The organism is Photobacterium sp. WH77, from assembly GCF_022014395.1.
Lineage (GTDB): Bacteria > Pseudomonadota > Gammaproteobacteria > Enterobacterales > Vibrionaceae > Photobacterium > Photobacterium arenosum.
Map to the genome: position 1 here is coordinate 23,091 of NZ_JAKLTE010000011.1, position 19,450 is coordinate 42,540.

16 protein-coding genes are annotated in these 19,450 nt (G+C 50.6%); 11 read left to right on the plus strand and 5 right to left on the minus strand.

Annotation, left to right across the window (positions count from 1 at the left end):
• Positions 1-127: 127 nt before the first annotated feature.
• Together L6J37_RS12620 and L6J37_RS12625 are read right to left on the minus strand one after the other, a co-directional pair.
• A complete protein-coding gene (locus L6J37_RS12620; RefSeq protein WP_237795338.1) occupies positions 128-2,557 on the minus strand; it encodes a M9 family metallopeptidase in 2,430 nt (809 codons plus the stop codon).
• Between the two features lie 269 nt (positions 2,558-2,826).
• Positions 2,827-3,144, minus strand: coding sequence for a hypothetical protein (locus tag L6J37_RS12625; RefSeq protein ID WP_237795339.1), 318 nt, complete (start codon positions 3,142-3,144; stop codon positions 2,827-2,829).
• A 156-nt stretch (positions 3,145-3,300) separates the two neighbouring features.
• Between L6J37_RS12625 and L6J37_RS12630 the strand changes: the two genes are divergently transcribed.
• The 11 genes from L6J37_RS12630 to L6J37_RS12680 all read left to right on the plus strand — a co-directional run bounded on the left by L6J37_RS12630 (position 3,301) and on the right by L6J37_RS12680 (position 16,396).
• On the plus strand, positions 3,301-3,816 hold the full coding sequence (locus tag L6J37_RS12630; protein WP_237795340.1) for a GNAT family N-acetyltransferase: 516 nt from the start codon (positions 3,301-3,303) through the stop codon (positions 3,814-3,816).
• Between the two features lie 419 nt (positions 3,817-4,235).
• Complete coding sequence (locus tag L6J37_RS12635) at positions 4,236-6,152, plus strand: 3-dehydroquinate synthase (protein WP_237795341.1); 1,917 nt, start codon at positions 4,236-4,238, stop codon at positions 6,150-6,152.
• Complete coding sequence (locus L6J37_RS12640) at positions 6,149-7,075, plus strand: UbiA family prenyltransferase (protein WP_237795344.1); 927 nt, start codon at positions 6,149-6,151, stop codon at positions 7,073-7,075. The genes L6J37_RS12635 and L6J37_RS12640 overlap by 4 nt, the downstream gene beginning before the upstream one ends.
• Before the next feature lie 17 nt (positions 7,076-7,092).
• Positions 7,093-8,037: an EboA domain-containing protein gene (locus L6J37_RS12645; RefSeq protein WP_218385305.1), complete on the plus strand. Its 945-nt coding sequence runs from the start codon at positions 7,093-7,095 to the stop codon at positions 8,035-8,037.
• On the plus strand, positions 8,024-8,908 hold the full coding sequence (locus tag L6J37_RS12650; protein ID WP_237795345.1) for a TatD family hydrolase: 885 nt from the start codon (positions 8,024-8,026) through the stop codon (positions 8,906-8,908). Before L6J37_RS12645 ends, L6J37_RS12650 begins: the two co-directional genes overlap by 14 nt.
• 40 nt (positions 8,909-8,948) lie before the next feature.
• The gene (gene eboE / locus L6J37_RS12655; protein WP_237795416.1) at positions 8,949-10,151 is read left to right on the plus strand and encodes a metabolite traffic protein EboE; all 1,203 of its coding nucleotides are present in this window, start codon (positions 8,949-8,951) and stop codon (positions 10,149-10,151) included.
• Positions 10,144-11,529, plus strand: coding sequence for an alkaline phosphatase family protein (locus L6J37_RS12660; RefSeq protein WP_237795346.1), 1,386 nt, complete (start codon positions 10,144-10,146; stop codon positions 11,527-11,529). Before eboE ends, L6J37_RS12660 begins: the two co-directional genes overlap by 8 nt.
• 9 nt (positions 11,530-11,538) lie before the next feature.
• Positions 11,539-13,467, plus strand: a complete 1,929-nt coding sequence (locus L6J37_RS12665; protein WP_237795347.1) for a hypothetical protein — start codon at positions 11,539-11,541, stop codon at positions 13,465-13,467.
• Between the two features lie 14 nt (positions 13,468-13,481).
• Complete coding sequence (locus L6J37_RS12670) at positions 13,482-14,528, plus strand: ferritin-like domain-containing protein (RefSeq protein WP_237795348.1); 1,047 nt, start codon at positions 13,482-13,484, stop codon at positions 14,526-14,528.
• A gap of 9 nt (positions 14,529-14,537) precedes the next feature.
• A complete protein-coding gene (locus tag L6J37_RS12675; RefSeq protein ID WP_192016450.1) occupies positions 14,538-15,329 on the plus strand; it encodes a VOC family protein in 792 nt (263 codons plus the stop codon).
• The gene (locus tag L6J37_RS12680; protein WP_237795349.1) at positions 15,326-16,396 is read left to right on the plus strand and encodes a hypothetical protein; all 1,071 of its coding nucleotides are present in this window, start codon (positions 15,326-15,328) and stop codon (positions 16,394-16,396) included. Before L6J37_RS12675 ends, L6J37_RS12680 begins: the two co-directional genes overlap by 4 nt.
• Before the next feature lie 107 nt (positions 16,397-16,503).
• On the opposite strand, the gene L6J37_RS12685 is transcribed toward L6J37_RS12680, so the two are convergent.
• The 3 genes from L6J37_RS12685 to L6J37_RS12695 all read right to left on the minus strand — a co-directional run bounded on the left by L6J37_RS12685 (position 16,504) and on the right by L6J37_RS12695 (position 19,335).
• Positions 16,504-17,292, minus strand: a complete 789-nt coding sequence (locus L6J37_RS12685; protein WP_192016452.1) for a hypothetical protein — start codon at positions 17,290-17,292, stop codon at positions 16,504-16,506.
• Positions 17,293-17,560: 268 nt separating this feature from the next.
• On the minus strand, positions 17,561-18,868 hold the full coding sequence (locus L6J37_RS12690; protein ID WP_237795350.1) for a mechanosensitive ion channel family protein: 1,308 nt from the start codon (positions 18,866-18,868) through the stop codon (positions 17,561-17,563).
• A gap of 152 nt (positions 18,869-19,020) precedes the next feature.
• Positions 19,021-19,335, minus strand: coding sequence for a hypothetical protein (locus L6J37_RS12695; protein WP_237795351.1), 315 nt, complete (start codon positions 19,333-19,335; stop codon positions 19,021-19,023).
• Between the last annotated feature and the right edge of the window lie 115 nt (positions 19,336-19,450).

Consider the following 19,450-nt stretch of genomic DNA (forward strand, 5'->3'; position numbering starts at 1 on the left):
GTTGCGTTTGAGAGAGTGATTAAAGGGTAGATAAAAAAAACAGCGCAGTGTCCCTACTGCGCTGTTTGAGTGCTGTCTGAGTTATAAAATGTGTTTCAATTTCGAATATCAGATTCCGCCTGTCAGGTTAGAGAGTGGCTGCGTACACCTCAACATTGGCGGTGTCTCCTTCATTGGTCAGCAGCAAATGCATGTACCCGGCTTTTTCTGCCGTGATTTCTATGAACGCCTGATTACCTGGATAGGCCGAAGCGGTTTCGTATTTTTCTGCTGTCGGCCAGTGTGCTCTGGCTGCATAGAGACTGACATTACCTTTCTGATCTTGCTCGGTGGGTGTCACCCAGACCCTCAGGGTTTGTCCCGCTTCAGGAACATAAAACGCCAGATAACGCTGCGCTGACATGCTCAGGGTCTGAGGCGTGTTGGCTTCCAATACGACAGGAGTCAGATCATCCGTTGGCTGGGAACCTGTATGCTCACCATGTTCGCCAGGCTCGACACTGTCTGCTGTAGCTTTCAGTGTGATCTGATTGAAAGCTTCACGCCCAGCAATGCTCAGATAATAACGGCCAGGCTTGATATTGCCATTGGCGTCGGGGGTAATAATCAGAGTTTCATTGCTGTCAGCCGTAAAGGCTGTGAAATCATGGTCGTAGTAATGGGCGGTGCGCTCATAACTTGCGTACAGATCCGCATCGCCATCACCTGTGATCGTGAGGGCAAGGTTGCGGGTGTTGGCGGGGATATCAACATAGAAAAGTTGCTCGCTGTATGCAGCGCCGGAAAGCGTGACAGCGCTGTTTAATGCCAATGATTTCGCCTCATCCGGGCTTGGTTCCGGTTCTCCAGGCTGCTCCCCGTCAGTGGTCACTGTCAGTAACCAGTTATTGAACTCGCCCGTATAGCGTGTGCCCAGCGTCTTTGCAGTTTCGGTCCATTGCGTGTAATCACCCTGACGAGCGAAAGAGAGCAAAGTATCGACCTCATTCGGATGGTTTTCTATCAGGAAACGTACGGCCAGATAACCCCAGCGATAGATGCGGTCCAGGTCGTGGTCGTAGGTGGTGCTCAGTATGTCAGATAGGGAATAGGTTTGTTTGCGAGCCAGTTCAACGGCAGCGTCATAACCCTGTTTGTAATGCATGTACTCGGCAAAACCTTCCAGCCACCACACTGTGTGCCCCGGGCTTAGCACATCATTGAAATCACCGTAAAGATTGAAGCGGCCATCGAGATAATGCACATATTCATGTTCGAGATTGAGAATGCTGTAACCTTGCGCATATTCATTACGGTAGGCCACAAAACGGGCCTGATTGTCAGGGTTGGCCGGATTGCCTTCCAGGTATTGCCCGCCATTATTGGTGGTATTGCCAAACAGGAAGTTAGAGTAGCTGACATAATCGGCATTGGTGTTGAAAACGATCACCTCAACACTGTCGTTATAATCACCGGCCACTGGTTGATAACCGCTGTTTACGACCTGATGGAAATCGGCTTCTTTATCAGCAAGGATGTTGCAGGCCTCTGCAGCCTGTTCCTGCGTCATTGCCTGTGCCCGTATAATGGCCGGTCCGTCACAGTGATGGCGCAGTGGCATGACTCTGGCTGCAAGCTGATTCTTTGCATCTTTCAGCCCGAGTGCTTCTGCCTTATCGGGGGCAAAGTAATTGATCATTTCTGCAATGCCTACCCACATTTTGTCGCTCTTGCCGCCTAGCGGATAACGCTGAAGCAGCGATTCCAGAATGGCGAGCACCTGAGTCCGGGTTGATTCGTGAGGTGTTACCAGCAGACGGCCCATTTCACGTGCGGCATTGGTCACAATGAAATCCGCCTCAGTGCCCAGGGCCCATTCGCTGTCCAGAATAAACTGGTGCAGTTGTTCCAGGTACTCAGGATGCTGTGCCAGATCATCATAGAAACTGTCAATGCTGATGTGCCCGCTCATGGCACGGAACAGGTTGTTGAGTGTGTCAACAAATTGTAGATCCTGTGCTTTTTCAGCGGTGAAATGATTCAGGAGCTGCAGTTGGTTGGCCATGGTCAGAGGTAACTGACGGATGTTGTCGACCATGGTTGTCATGCTTTTCAACGCCGCGACCTGTTCTCTGCCACTTTGGCTGGCGTAGGGCGAGGTGAGAAAAGTATTAATAGCATTCGCCAGAGATACATCTAATGCATCAGAAAAATCGCCGTACTGTCCTTTATGCGGATAACGCACGTAATACGCGGCACGGATAAATTCACCGAGATTTTCTATGACACTGGCTTGCTGGGCTTCTCCCTGGTAGTTGCTGACATGCAGCATTAACTGTTGTTGTATCTGATGGATGTTGTTCTCGCTGAACAGCGTGTTCAATGTATCAGAAGGCGCAGAGAACCAGGCAATTCTGCATTCGAGATCGGCCTGTTCAATCGCCCTGATAGACGAAGGAGAAGATGACAAGGCATCTATCTCGCAGGCCGGAGCAGCTGAAGCTGTGTTTGTGTATAACGTTGCAGAGATAAGCAGCGCCAGCGCTGAACGCTGACATCCGGAATGAAGGTATTTCATATGGCCAACCATTTGATTTATCAGTGTTAAGGTAAGCCGCCTGTTATACCAGCAGGAAATAATAGTGCACCATGTTGAATATTAAACTAAGAGGTCGGTCCACAAATAAACGAAAAAGGAAATGGCCTGACATTGTTGTCAGGCAAGTACAAAAAAATTGGGTAGAGATTAACTCTCACTGCAGAAAGGAGCGAAATGGCAGGGCACAGGTATAAAAAAGGCGCGGATAAACGCGCCTGTACCAGCAGAAAGTAGTGGTTGCAGCTGAATTATCGGCTTGATGGAATCAGACGTTGAACCGTAAATGTCTCGCCACCTTGTTCAGAAATATTGATGGTTAACGTGTGGGCCGCTTCTCTGTGGCTGTAAACAAACACACGCCCGTCTTCTTTGGTTTTGTAATGGGATTTCTGGTTGGGCACAGAGACATCAACATTGGCCTGCGGTACGCCCTCTTTTTCTACGAACACCCATGCTCCGCCTTTTAAAGGCGTAACTTGTACCGTGAGTGACTTTTTTAAATCGGCGAATGCTGAAGCGGAAAATGCGATGGTGATTGTGAACAGTGCTGCAATAAAGGTTTTCATAGTGTGACTCCCGACAATTGATTCAGATGAATAAGGATGTTTTAAAGCATGTAGTTATACTAAGTGTGATTTTAATCACGTTAAAGTGAGTTTTTTCTTCCGTCTTGTTCGGTTTTTTCGAATGAGTGGTATGCGTATGTTCTGGATTGAATTTAAGTGTTTGATACTATGCTGTTTATTATCAAAATGAAGATGAAACAGGATGAAGTAAGCATGGATACTTACCCGATTCGACTAAGAAAAGCGACATGGGCAGATATGGACTTTTTGTTGGAATTGCGTGATCAGACAATGCGACATCATTTGCAAAAGGCTGGTGCTCTGACAGACAAAGATGCCTATAAAAACCGAATTCTCTATCATTTCGATGACGCGCAAATTGTGGAAATAGCCGATAAGCGTGTTGGCTTGTTTAAAGCATTTTATCAGGCAGATCTGAACCAGTGGTACCTGGTTCAGATTCAAATCCTTCCCGAGTATCAGAATCATAAAATAGGCAGGGCACTTATCACCGAGCTGATAACTAAAGCGACGGACAACAATGAGTCTGTAGCCCTGAGTGTATTGAAAGGCAGCCCAGCCCGGCGTTTATATGAACGTCTTGGCTTCCAGTGTATGAGCGAATCTGAACTTGAATTCAATATGCTTTTTCACCCAGTTGACAGGGAGTAACTATGGTGGCGATACGAATGATAGGTAACCTGAGATCTTCGGGTGAGTAATAATCCAGATCCTTTGTATTAAAAATTTAATTTAAATGATTGGTTTTCAATCGTTATTGAGTTTATTTGCTCGTATGTTTTTATGTAACTGACTTTATTGTTCTTTACATTTATTTTCTTAATCAGATCGCAATCTAAGCCTTTGGTTGAGTGTATACCGTGTTCTTCCATTAGCCCTTATTCTGGTAGGGCTATATTCAACTCAAACAACAATTATTCCTTCATGGAAACTATGTGGTGTGATTATTGACTCAGCGTTGAGTGACCAGAGTGACTTTTTGCTTACTGTTGACAGGGACAAGTCAGTAAGCGAGTGCGAAGTACCCGGTCGGTGAGTCACCCACTTTTAGTTGAGCAAGGTTGGGACATATGGATACATTTCAACGAACAGGCACTGGCTTGCTGCTTTACTGTGCAAGTGTAATGGCCCTGATCATCGTCAGCTTTTTGTTATTTGAACAGGATGCAATGCGATGGGTGTCATCAGCCATCTCTGAGCTGTCCGGTTATCATGGTTCCGGGCTTTTTCTGCTCTTTCTCTTTGTTGTCGTCATACTGGCATTTGATATTATTTTGCCTGTTCCTTCGAGCGTTGTGGCAATGTTTGCTGTGGCCGTTTTAGGTCCGTTACCTGGTGCGGCCTCTGTCTGGTTGGGGCTGACCCTGGGTTGCTGTATTGGGTACTGGCTCGGCGACTGCTCTGAAAAATGGATTGGTACGCGCTGGTTATCTGTTAAAGAACGCCAAAAGGCACGGCAACTAGCGGACAAAATGGGGGGCGGTGCGCTCATCATGATGCGGGGGGTGCCCGTACTTGCGGAGACCTCAGTGATTGCGGCTGGTATGGTTCAGTACCCCTTTGTCAAATTCCTTGTATTAACGTCGCTGGCCAATAGCTGGTTGGCGGGGGCTTATGCGTATGTCAGCCTTTATAGTGATAAGAGCGATCCTTTCCTGTTAGTGGTAGCCGGCAGTGTGCTGATTCCGGTTGTTGGCTGGCTGCTGCAGAGACTTTGGCAACGTGCGACTTTTACAGCCAGTGCATCGGCATCGGACATTCAGCCGTTAGCAACAGAAATCCAGACAATCAAAGCTCGCTTCACCGTTCACTATCAATATCCCGTCTGTTTTACTCACGATGTCTTTTCTCTCAGCAACTCTGATTTATTGACGCTCTTGCTCAGAGCCCGCCGGGAAGAGGCAGCTCAAGGCTGTGTTTTGATTGTTGATGAGGGCGTGGTGAATGAAAGTACTGACTGGCTGGAACGGGCGCAGGCTTATTTTCAGCAACATCATCAATACATACATTTAAAAGGGCAGCCATTGGTAGTGAAAGGCGGGGAAGCGATAAAACAGGCATCGCAAACAGACAAGCTATATCAGTACCTGCTGAGGCACCAGATTGACAGACACAATGTGGTTATTGCAGTAGGCGGTGGCGCAGTGCTCGACACTGTGGGTTATGTGAGCGCTACGTTTCACCGCGGCATTAAATTATTGCGGATGCCAAGCACAGTGCTGGCCCAGAATGACGCGGGTGTCGGGGTGAAAAATGGCGTGAACGGTTATGGGGCAAAGAACCTGATTGGTACGTTTTGTCCACCGTTCGCTGTTCTTAACGACTTTTCGCTGCTCAATACTTTGTCATACCGTGATCGTCGTGCTGGTTTGGCGGAAGCGGTGAAAGTGGCCGCCATTCGCAGTACTGAATTTTTCGACTGGCTGGAAAACAACGCGCATTCGCTGAATACCTTTGACGATCAGGCCACCCAGTTTGCCATCGCGCGGTGTGCCGAGCTGCACATTAACCAGATTACGCTTGCCGGTGATCCCTTTGAAACAGGAAACGCCCGCCCGCTGGATTACGGCCACTGGGCGGCACATAAACTGGAAGCCATGAGCCACTATGAATGTCGTCACGGCGAAGCCGTTGCGATAGGGATGGCACTGGATGCTTATTATGCGACAGAGATCGGTCTGTTGAGCCAGAGTGACCAGAAAAGGCTGATTCAGCTGCTGACAGGGCTCGGTTTTTCCTTGTGGCATCCGGCACTGGATCAGTGTGATAAGCAGGGTCAGCCTGTGGTGTTTCAGGGGCTGGAAGATTTCCGACAGCATCTCGGCGGCCAGTTATGTGTCACGCTTTTGTCGTCCGTCGGGGTGGGTGTTGAAGTGCACGACATCGATGCAGACCGGTTGTTTATCGCGTTGCTGGCCCTGAAGCGTGATCATCAGGCTGACATCGCCGCGCAAAGTGAATCGCTCACTTGGTCGGAGGTAGGATGATGCGGCTGCATACCTGGCTGACACTCGGTCGCGCATCCAATCTGCCCAGTGTCTGGAGCAATGTGTTTGCTGCCGCGTTGATCGCGCAGGCCAGCCTGAGCCATGAGGTTGTGGGAAGCGAAGAAGAATGGTTACCGGGCAGTGTGAGCCTGCAGATCATACTCTGGGCCGGTTGCCTGTTATCACTCTCGCTGATGTACCTGGCCGGTATGTTTCTCAATGATGCCTTTGATGCCAATTGGGACAGGCATAATAACAACGCCAGGCCAATTACTCAGGGCAAGGTATCTGCAACTGCAGTCTGGCTCAATGGGTTGGGGATGCTGGTGCTGGGAATGGGCCTGGCAGGCAGTTTGTATCAGCGTGCCGTTCCCGAACAGGCTGCATATGGCTGGGTTGCGGTTGGTTTACTGGCGGCTTTAATACTGCTGTATAACCGGGTACATAAGCAGTTCAGACACAGCGCGGTGCTGATGGGCGGATGCCGTTTGGGCGTTTATCTGGTTGCCGCCTTAATGCTGGCAGATATCACCCCTGAGTTGTTTCTCGCGGCATTGGCGCTGTGTCTCTATATCAGCGGAATCACCTATGTCGCCCGTGAAGAACACACAAACAAAGTGTCTCAGTTCTGGTCTGTCGGCTTGCTTTTCCTGCCTGTTATTCTGGTCAGTTTTCTTGGTTATACCTTTCCCTATTTCTGGCTCTATGCCTGCTGCCTGAGTATGTATTTGCTTTATACCATGCAGCGATGCCTGTTCACTCCGCACAAAAATGTGCGGGGCTTTATCGGCGGGCTGCTTGCTGCTGTACCGCTGCTGGATGGCTTAATGCTTGCCAGTATGAATTTGATTCTGCCCAGCCTGTTGTGCGTGGCGGTGTTTTTCATCATGCCTGGTTTACAGAAGTGGATACAGGCAACCTGATCGTGTGAGACCAAGTCATGCATTCACGACGTTTCGATACTCCGCTCAGTCCCTTTTCACCCGATGCGCTGCAAAGTGAACTGGCGGTAGCGCTGACCCCTGAAGCCCGAACCTGGCTGCAGGTCGCCAGAGATAAAATTCTCGGCACCCAATCCGTGGAGGACGCGGTATCTGCTTTACTGCTCACCAGTGCCATGGCGCGGCGAAAGCTGGGAGAGCAGGCGCTGCCTTATCAGCCGGAAGGTACAGATTGGCAGGTTGATCAGGCCGGGCGTCTGCTTTTGTTACTGACATTGAGAACCATAGTGCCTGCGGCGAACTGGAGTGATGTGCTGTTCTCTGCCTATCGCCAGTTTGACGAAAACGAGAAGATTGTTGTTGTCAGGGCACTGGACTGGCTGTCCAGCCATCACGAACTGAACCGGATTGCGCACGAAACAGCCCGTACCAATGATGTGAATCTGTTCGCGGCACTGGCGCTTAACAACGCCTACCCGGTGAAGTATTTCAACGAGCGGGCGTTTCATCAATTAGTGCTCAAGGCGCTGTTTCTTGATTTGAATATTGAATCAGTCAGAGGGCTGCCACTGCGCCAGTCGGCTGAACTGACACAACTTTGTGCGGATCTGGTGCAGGAACGACTCCTGGCTGAACGCGAAGTCCCCGAGTCTGTCTGGCTGGGGATGCGCTTTCGGTATTTGTCCGACAGTGGCAAAGATACCTATATGGGTTTTGTCTTTTCAGAATCTGACGCTCATCAATACTACACCTTGCTGGCACTGGCCAATAATGGTGCGCAGGATTGCCCGGATCCGTTCTGGCAAAGGCTTTCAGCAAGGCATTCATCGTCGCTTACCAGCGAGGTTCAACAACTGATTGACCATCTTCTGACTGCGTCTCGCTTTGGCCATTCTCAATCGTTTTCTTCACTAACCGGGTACTTCAATCATGACATATTTTGATCCGCATATTCATATGGTGTCACGCACCACGGACGATTATCAGCGTATGTACGCCGCTGGTATTGTCGGTGTTATTGAGCCGGCTTTCTGGCAGGGACAGCCACGGACTTCTGTGGGCAGTTTCATTGATTATTTTGACACCTTGTTAGGCTGGGAAAGGTTCAGGGCCAGCCAGTTTGGTATCCATCATTACTGCACCATGGGGCTGAACCCCAAAGAAGCCAACGATCTGGGACTGGCAAATGAAGTCATGGCGGTACTGCCACGCTTTCTGGCAAAAGACGGTGTGGTTGCCGTTGGCGAGATCGGCTACGACGATATTACGCCTGAAGAAGAGCTGTTTATGGCAGAACAAATGCAGCTCGCGATGGAGTTTGAACTGCCGGTACTGGTCCACACCCCGCACAGAGACAAAATCGGCGGAACGAAGCGCACCATCGCTTTAATCCGTGAAGTGGGCATTCCTGAACACATGGTCATTATCGATCATCTGAATGAACAGACGCTGCCTCTGGTGATGGAAACCGACTGCTGGCGCGGCCACTCAATCTACCCCAATACCAAGATGTCTGAACACCGTATGGTCACGCTGCTCAAAGAGTACGGGCTGGAAAAAATGGTGGTGAACAGTGCCGCAGACTGGGGATGCAGCGATCCGCTCAAAGTACCGAAAACAGGCGCAGCGATGCGGCAGGCGGGGTACAGCGATGCGGATATCACCAAAGTGCTGTTTGATAACCCGATAGATTTCTTTGCTCAAAGCGGACGTATCAGCAAAGAAGACGTCAGTGTCCCCATCAGCGTTGATCAGACCAGATTGTGGGAATCCAATTCGGCGCTGCGCGGGCAAACACCCATAGTCGAAAGCTGATTACAGTCCCAGAAATCAAATCACAAGGAGTGGTGTGCATATGTGGCGACGGAGTGAATTGACTTACTGCAGCAATCTCCATCCAGGCGAGCAACTGGCCGATGTGGAAGAGAATCTGGCCCGGTATTTTTCCCGTGTGATGGCCAGGCGCGCTTTGTCTGAGATGGCAAGCGGCCTTTGGCTCAGTGCCGCCGCTGCCAGTACGTTACAGTTGCCTGAATCGTTAAAAGCGTTCAGAGAAACCCTTCAGCGACACGGTGTTGTACTGACCAGCCTGAACGGATTTCCCTATGGAAACTTTCATCAGACCAAGGTGAAAGAGGCGGTGTATCTGCCAGACTGGAGTGAACCGGATCGGCTGAACTACACCTGTCAGCTGGGCGTGGTTCTGGCAAGCTGCCTGCCTGAGTCAGTTGCGCAGGGAACGATTTCGACCTTACCTTTAGGCTACCGGCACCGATGGAGTGAGGAAAAGCAGCAAAGGAGTATTGAACAGTTGTTACGGCTCAATGCCGAACTGGCTGTGCTGAAAGAGCTGGAGGGCAAGCACATAATGGTATGTCTGGAGATGGAGCCCGATTGTGTGCTGGAAACTACATCGCAGCTGATCGCGTTTTTCTCGGCGCTGACGGCCGCCAATGGCGGATATCCGGCGCATCTGGGCGTGTGTTTTGATGTGTGTCATCAGGGCGTGATGTATGAAGATAGCTATGATGCCTTACGCCGTATCACTGAAGCCGGTATCACCATAGGAAAAATCCAGATTTCCAATGCGTTTGAAGTGGATATGCAAAGTTTGCAGGATCCCGTGTCAGATGTGCACGAGTTGCTGGCTGAATTTGCCGAAGCGCGCTATCTGCATCAGGTAAAAGCCTGTCGGCCGGACGGAAAAATTATCGCTGTGCCGGATTTGTCTGAGGCATTAGCGTCAATGTATATGGCGCGCACCGGACTTAACGATACAACAAGCTGGCGGGTGCATTTTCATATACCGCTCAGCTTTTCATCCTGTATACACCCGGCAATCAAGCCCTTGCACGACACACTCAATGGTGTTTTTCAGTTCCTTGCTGACTATCCGGACGTCGTGAAGCCCTGTCTGGAAGTCGAAACCTACACCTGGGATGTGTTGCCCGCAGCCCTGCAGCCTCAGGATGATGATGCCCTGATTGACGGTATAACCGGCGAATTGCACTGGCTGGAACAGCAGTTGGCCGACAGAGGGTTGTTACATCATGACTAAGCCCTTAATCGTGATCAATATTGTCGGGCTCACACCTGCTTTGCTCGGTGAGCACACGCCTCAGCTGAATGCGCTGGTTAATGACGGCATCATGTTACCCATGCAAGGGGTGTTTCCTGCGGTGACGGCAACGGCGCAGGCCACCATGCTGACAGGACTGTCGCCCGGTGAGCACGGCATTGTAGGCAACGGCTGGTATTTTCGCGAACTGGCAGAAGTGAAATTCTGGCTGCAACCCAATCAACTGGTTCAGGGCGAGAAAATCTGGCACAAACTTAAACGGGACAATCCCGGACTGAAATGCTCACAACTGTTCTGGTGGTACAACATGTATGCGGATGTCGACCATGCGATCACGCCGCGTCCGCATTACCCTGCCGATGGCCGCAAAATCCTGGGCCTGTATTCAGAACCGGCGCAGCTTCATCAGGAAATCGAAGCCAGAGTCGGCACGTTTCCTTTTTTCAATTTCTGGGGGCCGACGGCCGATATCCGATCCAGCCGCTGGATAGTCGATTGCGCCATGCTCGAATTCACACTGAACCGTCCGCACCTCCAATTGGTGTATTTGCCGCATCTCGACTACAACCTGCAGCGTTTAGGGCCGGACTCACCGGAAATTGCCAAAGATCTGGCAATGATCGATCACGAAGCCGGACGTTTGCTTGAGTTTGCCCGTGAGCAGGGTGCCGATGTCATGGTGGTTTCTGAATACGGCATTACTCAGGTCAGTCAGTCGGTGCCGGTCAATCGCCTGTTACGCGAAGCCGGTTTATTGCGTGTCCGAGAGTCACTGGGCTGGGAACTGCTCGATTGTGGCAGCAGCCGCGCTTTTGCCGTTGCAGATCATCAGGTTGCGCACGTGTATGTCAAAAATCCGGCTGACCTTTTTGCCGTGAAATCTCTGCTGCAGGCACAACCTGGCATTGAGCAGGTGCTTGACGGCCAGGAGCAGCAAGCATTTGGCATTGCTCATTCCCGCTCGGGAGAGCTGGTGCTGATCGCTGAGCCGGGCTGCTGGTTTAATTATTACTACTGGCTGGATGACAGCAAAGCCCCTGACTTTGCCCGTACTGTGGATATCCACCGCAAACCCGGCTACGACCCGGTAGAACTGTTTGTCGACCCTACGATTCGTTTCGTCAAACTGAAAATCGCCGCCCGATTGCTACAGAAAAAACTCGGGCAGCGCATGCTCATGGACGTCATTCCTCTGGACCCTTCCCTGGTGAAAGGCAGTCACGGGCGTCTGGCCGAGCGGCCAGAAGATGGACCGATATTCATTACCAATAATAAGCAGATGTTAGACCGGTTGAATAAGCCGGATTGTCTACCCATGCAGCAAGTCTGTGGTCTGTTGCAACAGCACTTTCAATAGCGAGGCAATATGAGCTACTTAAATAACTTGCGGATGGTGTTTTCCGGCCGGTTTCAGTCGGACGTATCGACCGTCAATAATGATGTGCGTCATTTCGATGTCGACAAGTTCGTACCTGAGTATCAGGAGTACGGTCCGGGTGCGACCAATGGCTGGTGGAATCCCTGTGGTTCCGGTGCGTTTCGTTTGATCGACTGCAGAGTAACGCAGGTCGGCTATCAGGACGGTACAACCACCAGTGACCCGGCGAAAGATCCTGTCATCGGTATGCTGCTGGGCGGTTCCAATGATCTGGTCAGTGCCAAAATGGTGGATCTGGATCCCCAGATGCAGATGGTCTCTGAAATCTGGGGGCTGACCATGCGGCTGACGGACGGAAAGACGCCTGATTTCGTGGCAGGACGTTTTTTACCTGCGCCATTCCGTGACATTTTATTCGGCAGGCAGCAGGGCGGCGGTGCCGGCGATCAGGCCGCCACGGCGATTTATCAATCGGTACTGGAGGATCTGAGCTGGGTTGATAGCAGCCATTCCCCCTTTCTTCAGCAGCTGAAAGCAATGACAGAGCAGGTTGGAAAATTGTCTGTCCGCATGATGCTGTACAGCTACAACATGGATCATAAGAATCCGGACTTTACCATTGGTCGCGTCAGCGGGGTGATTGGCCCGGCATTAGATTATGAGCCGGATACCTTTGTGCTCGGGCGTCGTTTTGCGCCAGCCAACGGCGAGAGCACGACGCAGAATATTAATTTCTTTAATGCCCAGGTGGATGCCACCAACCGCAACCTGTGCGTTGACTTCAGTAATGCGTTGCCGCTGTCGGGTACTGACGGCGCCTTTGTTGATCTTGGCAAGATGCAGCTGGTGGTATTAGAACCGCCTTTTGAGAACATCAAAGAGGGGGACACACAGCTAATCTCTGGCAATCAGTTTACTCCGATTGGCGGTGCGATCCCTTATCTGACACCGGACTGGCTCAATGCTGAAGGAGCCCTGTTCAATGTGACTGATCTTGACCCGACCCTGCTTCAGAAAATACAGTGCCAGCCGCTGGCCTTGCTGAGCACGAACAACAACGGCGTGCTGATCCGGGAAACGGCAGAAGGGCTACTGGTGCGGGCCGATCAGGTTGTCCATCGCTTAAATCCGGCTGTGCCTGTGTCGGTCGATCTCTATGCGTCCCGCTATGGCATCCCTGCTGCCGGAGAAAAGATTACCATGACGCTGCAGCCACCGGCAAAAGGTATGGGGGGCGGCGGCCCGCAACCGGCAGATGTGCCTATTCCTGTCATCAACATCCCGGCGTCTGCCATTGCTCTCGGCCAGACAGTCGCCACCGACGCACACGGCAAGGCGCATTACGGTTACAAGGTTTCAGCGCCGGGTAATCCCAGAGAGTATATCGACGGCCAGGTGTACTTACTCAGTTACACACCGGTCAGTGATCCGGGTTATATCCAGCAGATGTTTGATTTCATTGCCAATCTGGTCTTTGACAAATTTACCGTGCCCGATAAACCCACCTGGGATGACATCAAGCCCATTATGAGTCAGTACAACAACCTGTACCCGATCATGGGCCGTATGCTGGTTAATCTCAGCAGTTACGATTCTATGGTGAGATTCCGCAATCTGCTGGAACTGGCTTTCTCCCGCGAGCAGAGCGATCCGAATTATATGCCTGTCACCCGTGATCTTTCCGAGCCTAAGCGACAAATGGTGCTCAAGTGGCTGTGCGAGCAGGATGCCAACGGTAATTATCTGCTGCGAAGAGGGCAGAACGACGCGCCTTTACCTATTGAGCCCTGTGCCTCTTGTGAAATCAGTTCGCCACTGGCAAAAGCCAGCCTGGAAGCGGAATCATCACAAGATGTCAAAGGTTCAAAAGAACTGGCCGCGGAGCAGTATCGCCGCAACCTCACTCAACAAGATTAAGGGCGGGTACGAACATGTTGAAACTCAAAAGACAAATCATTGATAAAATCCACGACATTTCCGAAGTGAGCGAATTGCGTGAGTATCTGCAAAGCGCGATCGAGCTTGAACACGCCACTGTGCCTGTGTATCTGACCGGGATGTTTTCGCTGAAACAGGCGCAGAATGTCGAAGCCAGCAACATAGTTCGCAGTGTTGTGATCGAAGAAATGCTGCACATGAGTATCGCCTGTAATGTGCTCAATGCAATTGGCGGTGCGCCGCAAATCAACAAGCCCGATTTTGTTCCGACCTTTCCTGGTCCGTTGCCAATGGGAGTGGGCGAAGACAGAGGGCTAATTGCCACCCTGGCACCTTTGACGAAAGAACAGGTGAAAACCGTGTTCATGGCCATCGAAGAGCCGGAAAATCCCATTGATATACCTGTTACCAGTTTGCTTCAGGCGGATGCCAATTACGCCACGATTGGTGAGTTTTATCAGGCGATCATCGACAAGATCGTACAATTGGGAAACAGCATTTTTACAGGCGATCCCAGCCGCCAGCTGGCCGACACCAAGTGGTTTCCTTCGGATGAATTGTGGGCCGTGACGGATGTGGAAACAGCCTGTCGCGCACTGGAATTGATTGTTGAACAGGGTGAGGGCAGCAGTAAATCCCCGACGGATGAAGAAGGCGAACTGGCACATTATTACCGTTTTGCCGAAATTTATTATGGTAAGCGCCTGGTCAAAGACGCCAGTTCACCGGTCGGCTGGTCATTTAGCGGCGAACCCGTGCCGCTGAATCCGGAGGATGTGTATAACCTTAAACATAATGCTAAGGCGCAGGATTACCCTGAGGGCAGTACGGCCCGGCGCTACGCGGATCAAACCAATTACACCTACTCTTCTTTGCTGAACTCACTGCATCACACCTTCAACGGTGAGCCGCAGCAGCTGGATCATGCCATGGGGCTGATGTATGAACTGCGATTAAGCGTACAGAAAATGGTCACGATTGACTTAGGCAATGGCGAGTTTGCCGCACCGCCATTTCAGTATGTCGCAACCAACGTGTGAGGCTGGTGTATGACGAATCCGTTTGTTTTCCACGAGATTGTCACGCCAGCACCCTTTGACCTCAGCCATTTTTATGGCGAGGTCTTTGGCTGGCAGTTTCAGCGTATTGATGATCAGGGAACATTGTACGCAATCCGTTCTCCGACACCGGGCTGCGCGCCGGTTGGTCTGCTGACAAAAACCTCGGATGAGCCGGGGTTTTCCCAGAACACACTGTTTTATATTCAGGTTGAGGAGATAGATACATTTTTGCCAAAAGCGGTATCGCTTGGCGCTCAGATCGTGATGCCCGCAATGGCTTCTTCTCTCGGAGAATGGCAGTACCGCCTGGCTGTGCTGTGTGATCCGCAGGGAAACCACTTCGGTGTAATGGAGCCTGTGACCCGAGCCGGGCAAGTGGTTGCGCTTCCCGGAACGCCTTTTGATTTCAATGAAATAGTAACCGCACATCCTACGGAGCTGGTCGCGCGCTTTTATCAGCCCTTGTTTGACTGGACGATTGAGTTGACGGGCTCTTCGGAAGCGCCTTTTTATACCATCAGCACCGGCCGGAACGCGACACTGAGCGGCGGTATTGCGAAAGTCAGTGAGCTGCCCGGGTTTAATTCCTACGCCGGCTTTTATATCCGGGTGGACGATATAGCCCTCAGTTTAGAGAAAATTGGCATGATGGGCGGTGAAGTGATCATGCCGGAAGTTACTGTGCCATTAGGGGATGAAAGGGTATCTATTGCCATGTTCAGCGACCCGCAGCGAAACCAGCTGGGATTAATTCGCCGGATTCAGGGAGTGAAGCCATGAGTTCATTTCGTATCGAAAGAGAAGATTTGCTGCTAGGTGGCCGTATTTTCGGCGCTTTCACTGTTGGCGTCTTGAGTCCTGGGGCTTTGGCTGCCGTCGTCTTGAGTTCTGGCGCTTTGGCTGCCGTTGTCATGAGTAGCACCGTTTTGGCTGCTGGCAATGATGATGCCCCGGATGTGTATTTCACTATGGGTGTGCATAATGACTTTGGCTGTCAGCCAGCGTCTAAATGCCTGCCACAGCGTCAGGCGGGTGATCCGAGTGATCCTCAGTACCCGGAATACTGGATCAGCGACTGGACCATGTTTCGGGTGTTCCAGAACTATGCAAACAATCCGCCTCCTTATACCAATCCCCCTGCCACACTGAGTCAGCAGGATTACACGGTTTCATACGGTACGACCTATTACGACAGTACATACCGGCCAGCAGACGGCGATGGCGAAGGGGCGATGATGGAGCAGTACCACAAATACTGCCTGCCCATTTTCCCGATAGAAAATAACAATTATTCTTGTTCGTTTGTGTCTCTCGGAAACAAGGCGTATTTCCTGACCTATCCGGAAGACAGGCCAGCCGATATGCCGGAGTGCTGTCTGTTCTCGCCGCAAAATCATCCGCCGCGACGGGATTTTATCAAACACTTACCTTATAGCGCGAACCGAAGCACACTATTGAATGGCTCAATCCAGGCCTATGCACTTACCCTGCAAGGGCCAGAACCTATCTTGTTTGGTTATGCGTTCAACAAAGCTCTGTCGCCTGACGCCGCGACCGGCGAATGGTACAGACATCCGCAGTCTTTTTACTTTTCGGGAGATTCGCAAACAGCAAAAGCACCGATTGTCAGCCAGAACTACACCAGTTTTCGTAAACAGCGGCCTCAGGCTGCAGATACCTGGGATAAAGTCGGCCAGATGTGTACGGCGCAACCTTTACCCAAGTGTCAGTTGTTTACGTATCAGGAGCAACAGGACAACAAAGTATTGCAGGCCATACCGGCAAAACGCGGCGCAGGTGTCTGGAGTGATTTGAAAGCGCCACGCCTCAAACCCTCGGGTGATTGAAGAGCCAGAGAATGTAACAGGACAGGCACTTTTGTGGGTACTTTTGCGGTGGCTGGGGCAGTAAGATTATCGGGACAGGCTGGCTATATCGTCTGTCCCGATTCAGGTTACAGGTCTTTCTGATTCGCCGATGCCCAGCTTTGCTGAAATCCTGCCACCCAGAATCTGACCTCATGCTGAGTTTGCGGCAGTTGTATGGTGGCCCATTCGTTCATCGAAAATATGTCAAAGACAGACTGTAGTCCTTCACGTGAATTGGGCGTGGCAGTTAATGCATTGGACTTTGCATCACACCAAACGGTCATTTTCACATCTACGTCATTAACCGGAATCGTCGCTGTCGTTGTTGGTTCGATCTGGCTGCAATCGCCTTCCCAGTCAAAATAGACCGCCAGGTTGCCAGATTTTGACCGTGTCAGGGACGAGAGAAAATTTCTCGCCGTTAATTTTTTAGACACCTGCTGAAATGTTTCATTCAGCTTTGCTTTTACCCTAAAGGCATCATTGGATGTGAGTGTCACGCCCTGAACTAATTCTTCCCGGGTACTCAGAATGCCTAAGCTATAGGTTAAGAAAAACAGGATATCACCATCTATTTCGTCATTGCTGAACTGCAACAAATAATCATTGGATGCTGTCTGAGAAAGGTTTTCTGCAATTACAGTAAGGCTTTTTCTTCGTTGAGAGACATTTGAAAAGCTTTGGATGGAGAGCGGATAAAAAGAGGTAATGGCCTGATTTTCAGTGATACTTTCGGCACGAAAATTAAAGTAACTGACCATCTTGCCGTCCACTTCATCTATTTTCGTGTAACCAGCATGTGCGTTACCAGCCTCAGCATGTACGTTAAATACGATAAAAAACGAAAGTGCGAGAAATAAAAATTTAACCATCATGACTCTCCAAAGATTCGACGGTTCAGGCTATCACAGGTGATTTGACTGGCAGTTCTTTGATCAGAATTTAGTGAAGCTGGCCGAATAATTCAACGCCGTTCTGGTACCCAGATGACAGAAATTAACGGGACAGGCACTTTTGTCTAATGGCCAAGCGATGTTAGCGGGACAGACACTTTTGGAATTTAAAGGGACAGACACTTTTGTGTCATGACCAGATTCAGTCAGGACAGACAGATTCAGTCTGCCCTGACTAACTTGCACGTCTTTAATTCATCTTCATCGGTTCAGCTACCTGCGCGGATCGCGTATCGGATGCCATATTCTGCGGTGTGGCTGTGCTTCTGGCATAGTGCCATTCGCGAAAATCACTGCCAGTTGGCGCTTGCGAGACGCGCAATCCGAACTCGGGAAGTACGGCATACAGGTGATCAAAAATATCCGATTGGATCTGCTCGTATTCCACCCAGACAGTGGTATTGGTAAAGCAGTAAATCTCCAGCGATATCCCTTCGTGTGAAGGCGGCAACTGACGGATCATTAATGTCATGTGTTGGTGAATATTAGGGTGCTGGCGAAGGTAGCGTTCCAGATACGCACGAAAGCTGCCAAGGTTCGTTAAGCGACGGCCATTGATGCGGCAGCCTAAATCCGACTGCTTTTGTTCGTTGTACTGATTGATCTCTGCCACTTTATGCTTGATGTATGGTTCGAGTAACTGGGCTTTTTCCAGATAGCGGATCTCATTGTCGGCCAGAAAATGTACGCTGGTGGCGTCAATCAGCACGCTGCGCTTAATACGGCGTCCCCCCGACTGCTGCATGCCTTTCCAGTTCTTAAACGAATCAGAAATCAGCGCGTAGGTCGGAATCGTTGTAATGGTTTTATCCCAGTTCTGCACTTTCACTGTGGTCAGACTGATATCAATCACATCACCGTCGGCACCGTATTTCGGCATTTCCAGCCAGTCCCCCACACTGAGCATTTTATTGGCGGATAACTGGATGCCCGCAACCAGCCCCAGGATGGGATCTTTAAACACCAGCATGATCACCGCGGTCATCGCACCCAGACCGCTGAGCAGTATGACCGGAGATTTGCCGATCAAAATCGAGGTGCTCAGCAGGGCCGCAACAACAAAAAAGATGATTTTCAGACTCTGCGAAATGCCTCGCAACGGCATATTGCGGCCAGCCTGCGTGCGGCCTAACAGCACTTCAATAACACCCAGTACCGCGTAGAGTGTCAGCAAGCTGTACAGCACAATCCACAGCGACGTGAAGGTTTGCAAAATCTCATACACAGCACTGTCATCTGACAGCCACAACTGGGTTTGCACCGCAATCACAATGCCCTGAATCAGCAAGGCAAACCGGCTGAAGAGTTTCTTGCCAAATACCGCCTGATGCCAGAGCGTTTCGCTGTGCCCAGTGAACCGGTTCAGCCACAGAATCACACCGCGGTGCAGTATGAAATGAATCACGACAGAGATACCGGCGATCAACCCCAGCACCTCGCCGAGATCTATCAGTTGATCAACATTAATATTGTGAGAAGTAAACCATTCAGTAAGCATGAAAAATAGTGCTGCCATAAATCACAAACAGGGCGTCAATGTAGCATGGATAGCGGCTTTTCAACATGAGGGGAAATGTTAAATCTGGGTGGGGAGGGGGAGGATTGAGGTGAGCTTTGTGGTTAGTAAGGACGCTGTGGCTTCTTTTTCCTTTAAAAGTATTTTGCTGGATCTTTATGCTTTGTGTACATACTTAAAAAGTGAACGGCCAGGCCATCTTTCATGTTGTTCAAAATGGCCTTGTTCCCGCGTACCATTTCCATGTCGCCTTCCTGGCCTTCGCCAGTGTAGTAGAAAATGCCATCGTCGCCGAAGTCGTCGGCATAGCCGAGCTTCTCACCGCCGTCACCGGTAAGAATGAAAATCGCATCCAAGCCCGAAGGGGTGGAGATACCGCCTTGGGCCTGGCCTTTGTACACGCCGTGGATTTCTGACTGGCGGTGGTACTCTTTGCCGACTTTAAACACGCTGCCTCTAGCAAAATTGAATTGATAAAAAATGTAGCATATGAGCTAAATTAACGAATGCTAAGTCAATAGGTTAGTAATGTGGGGGTTAGAAGGTTGTACTAAAAAGGCCACA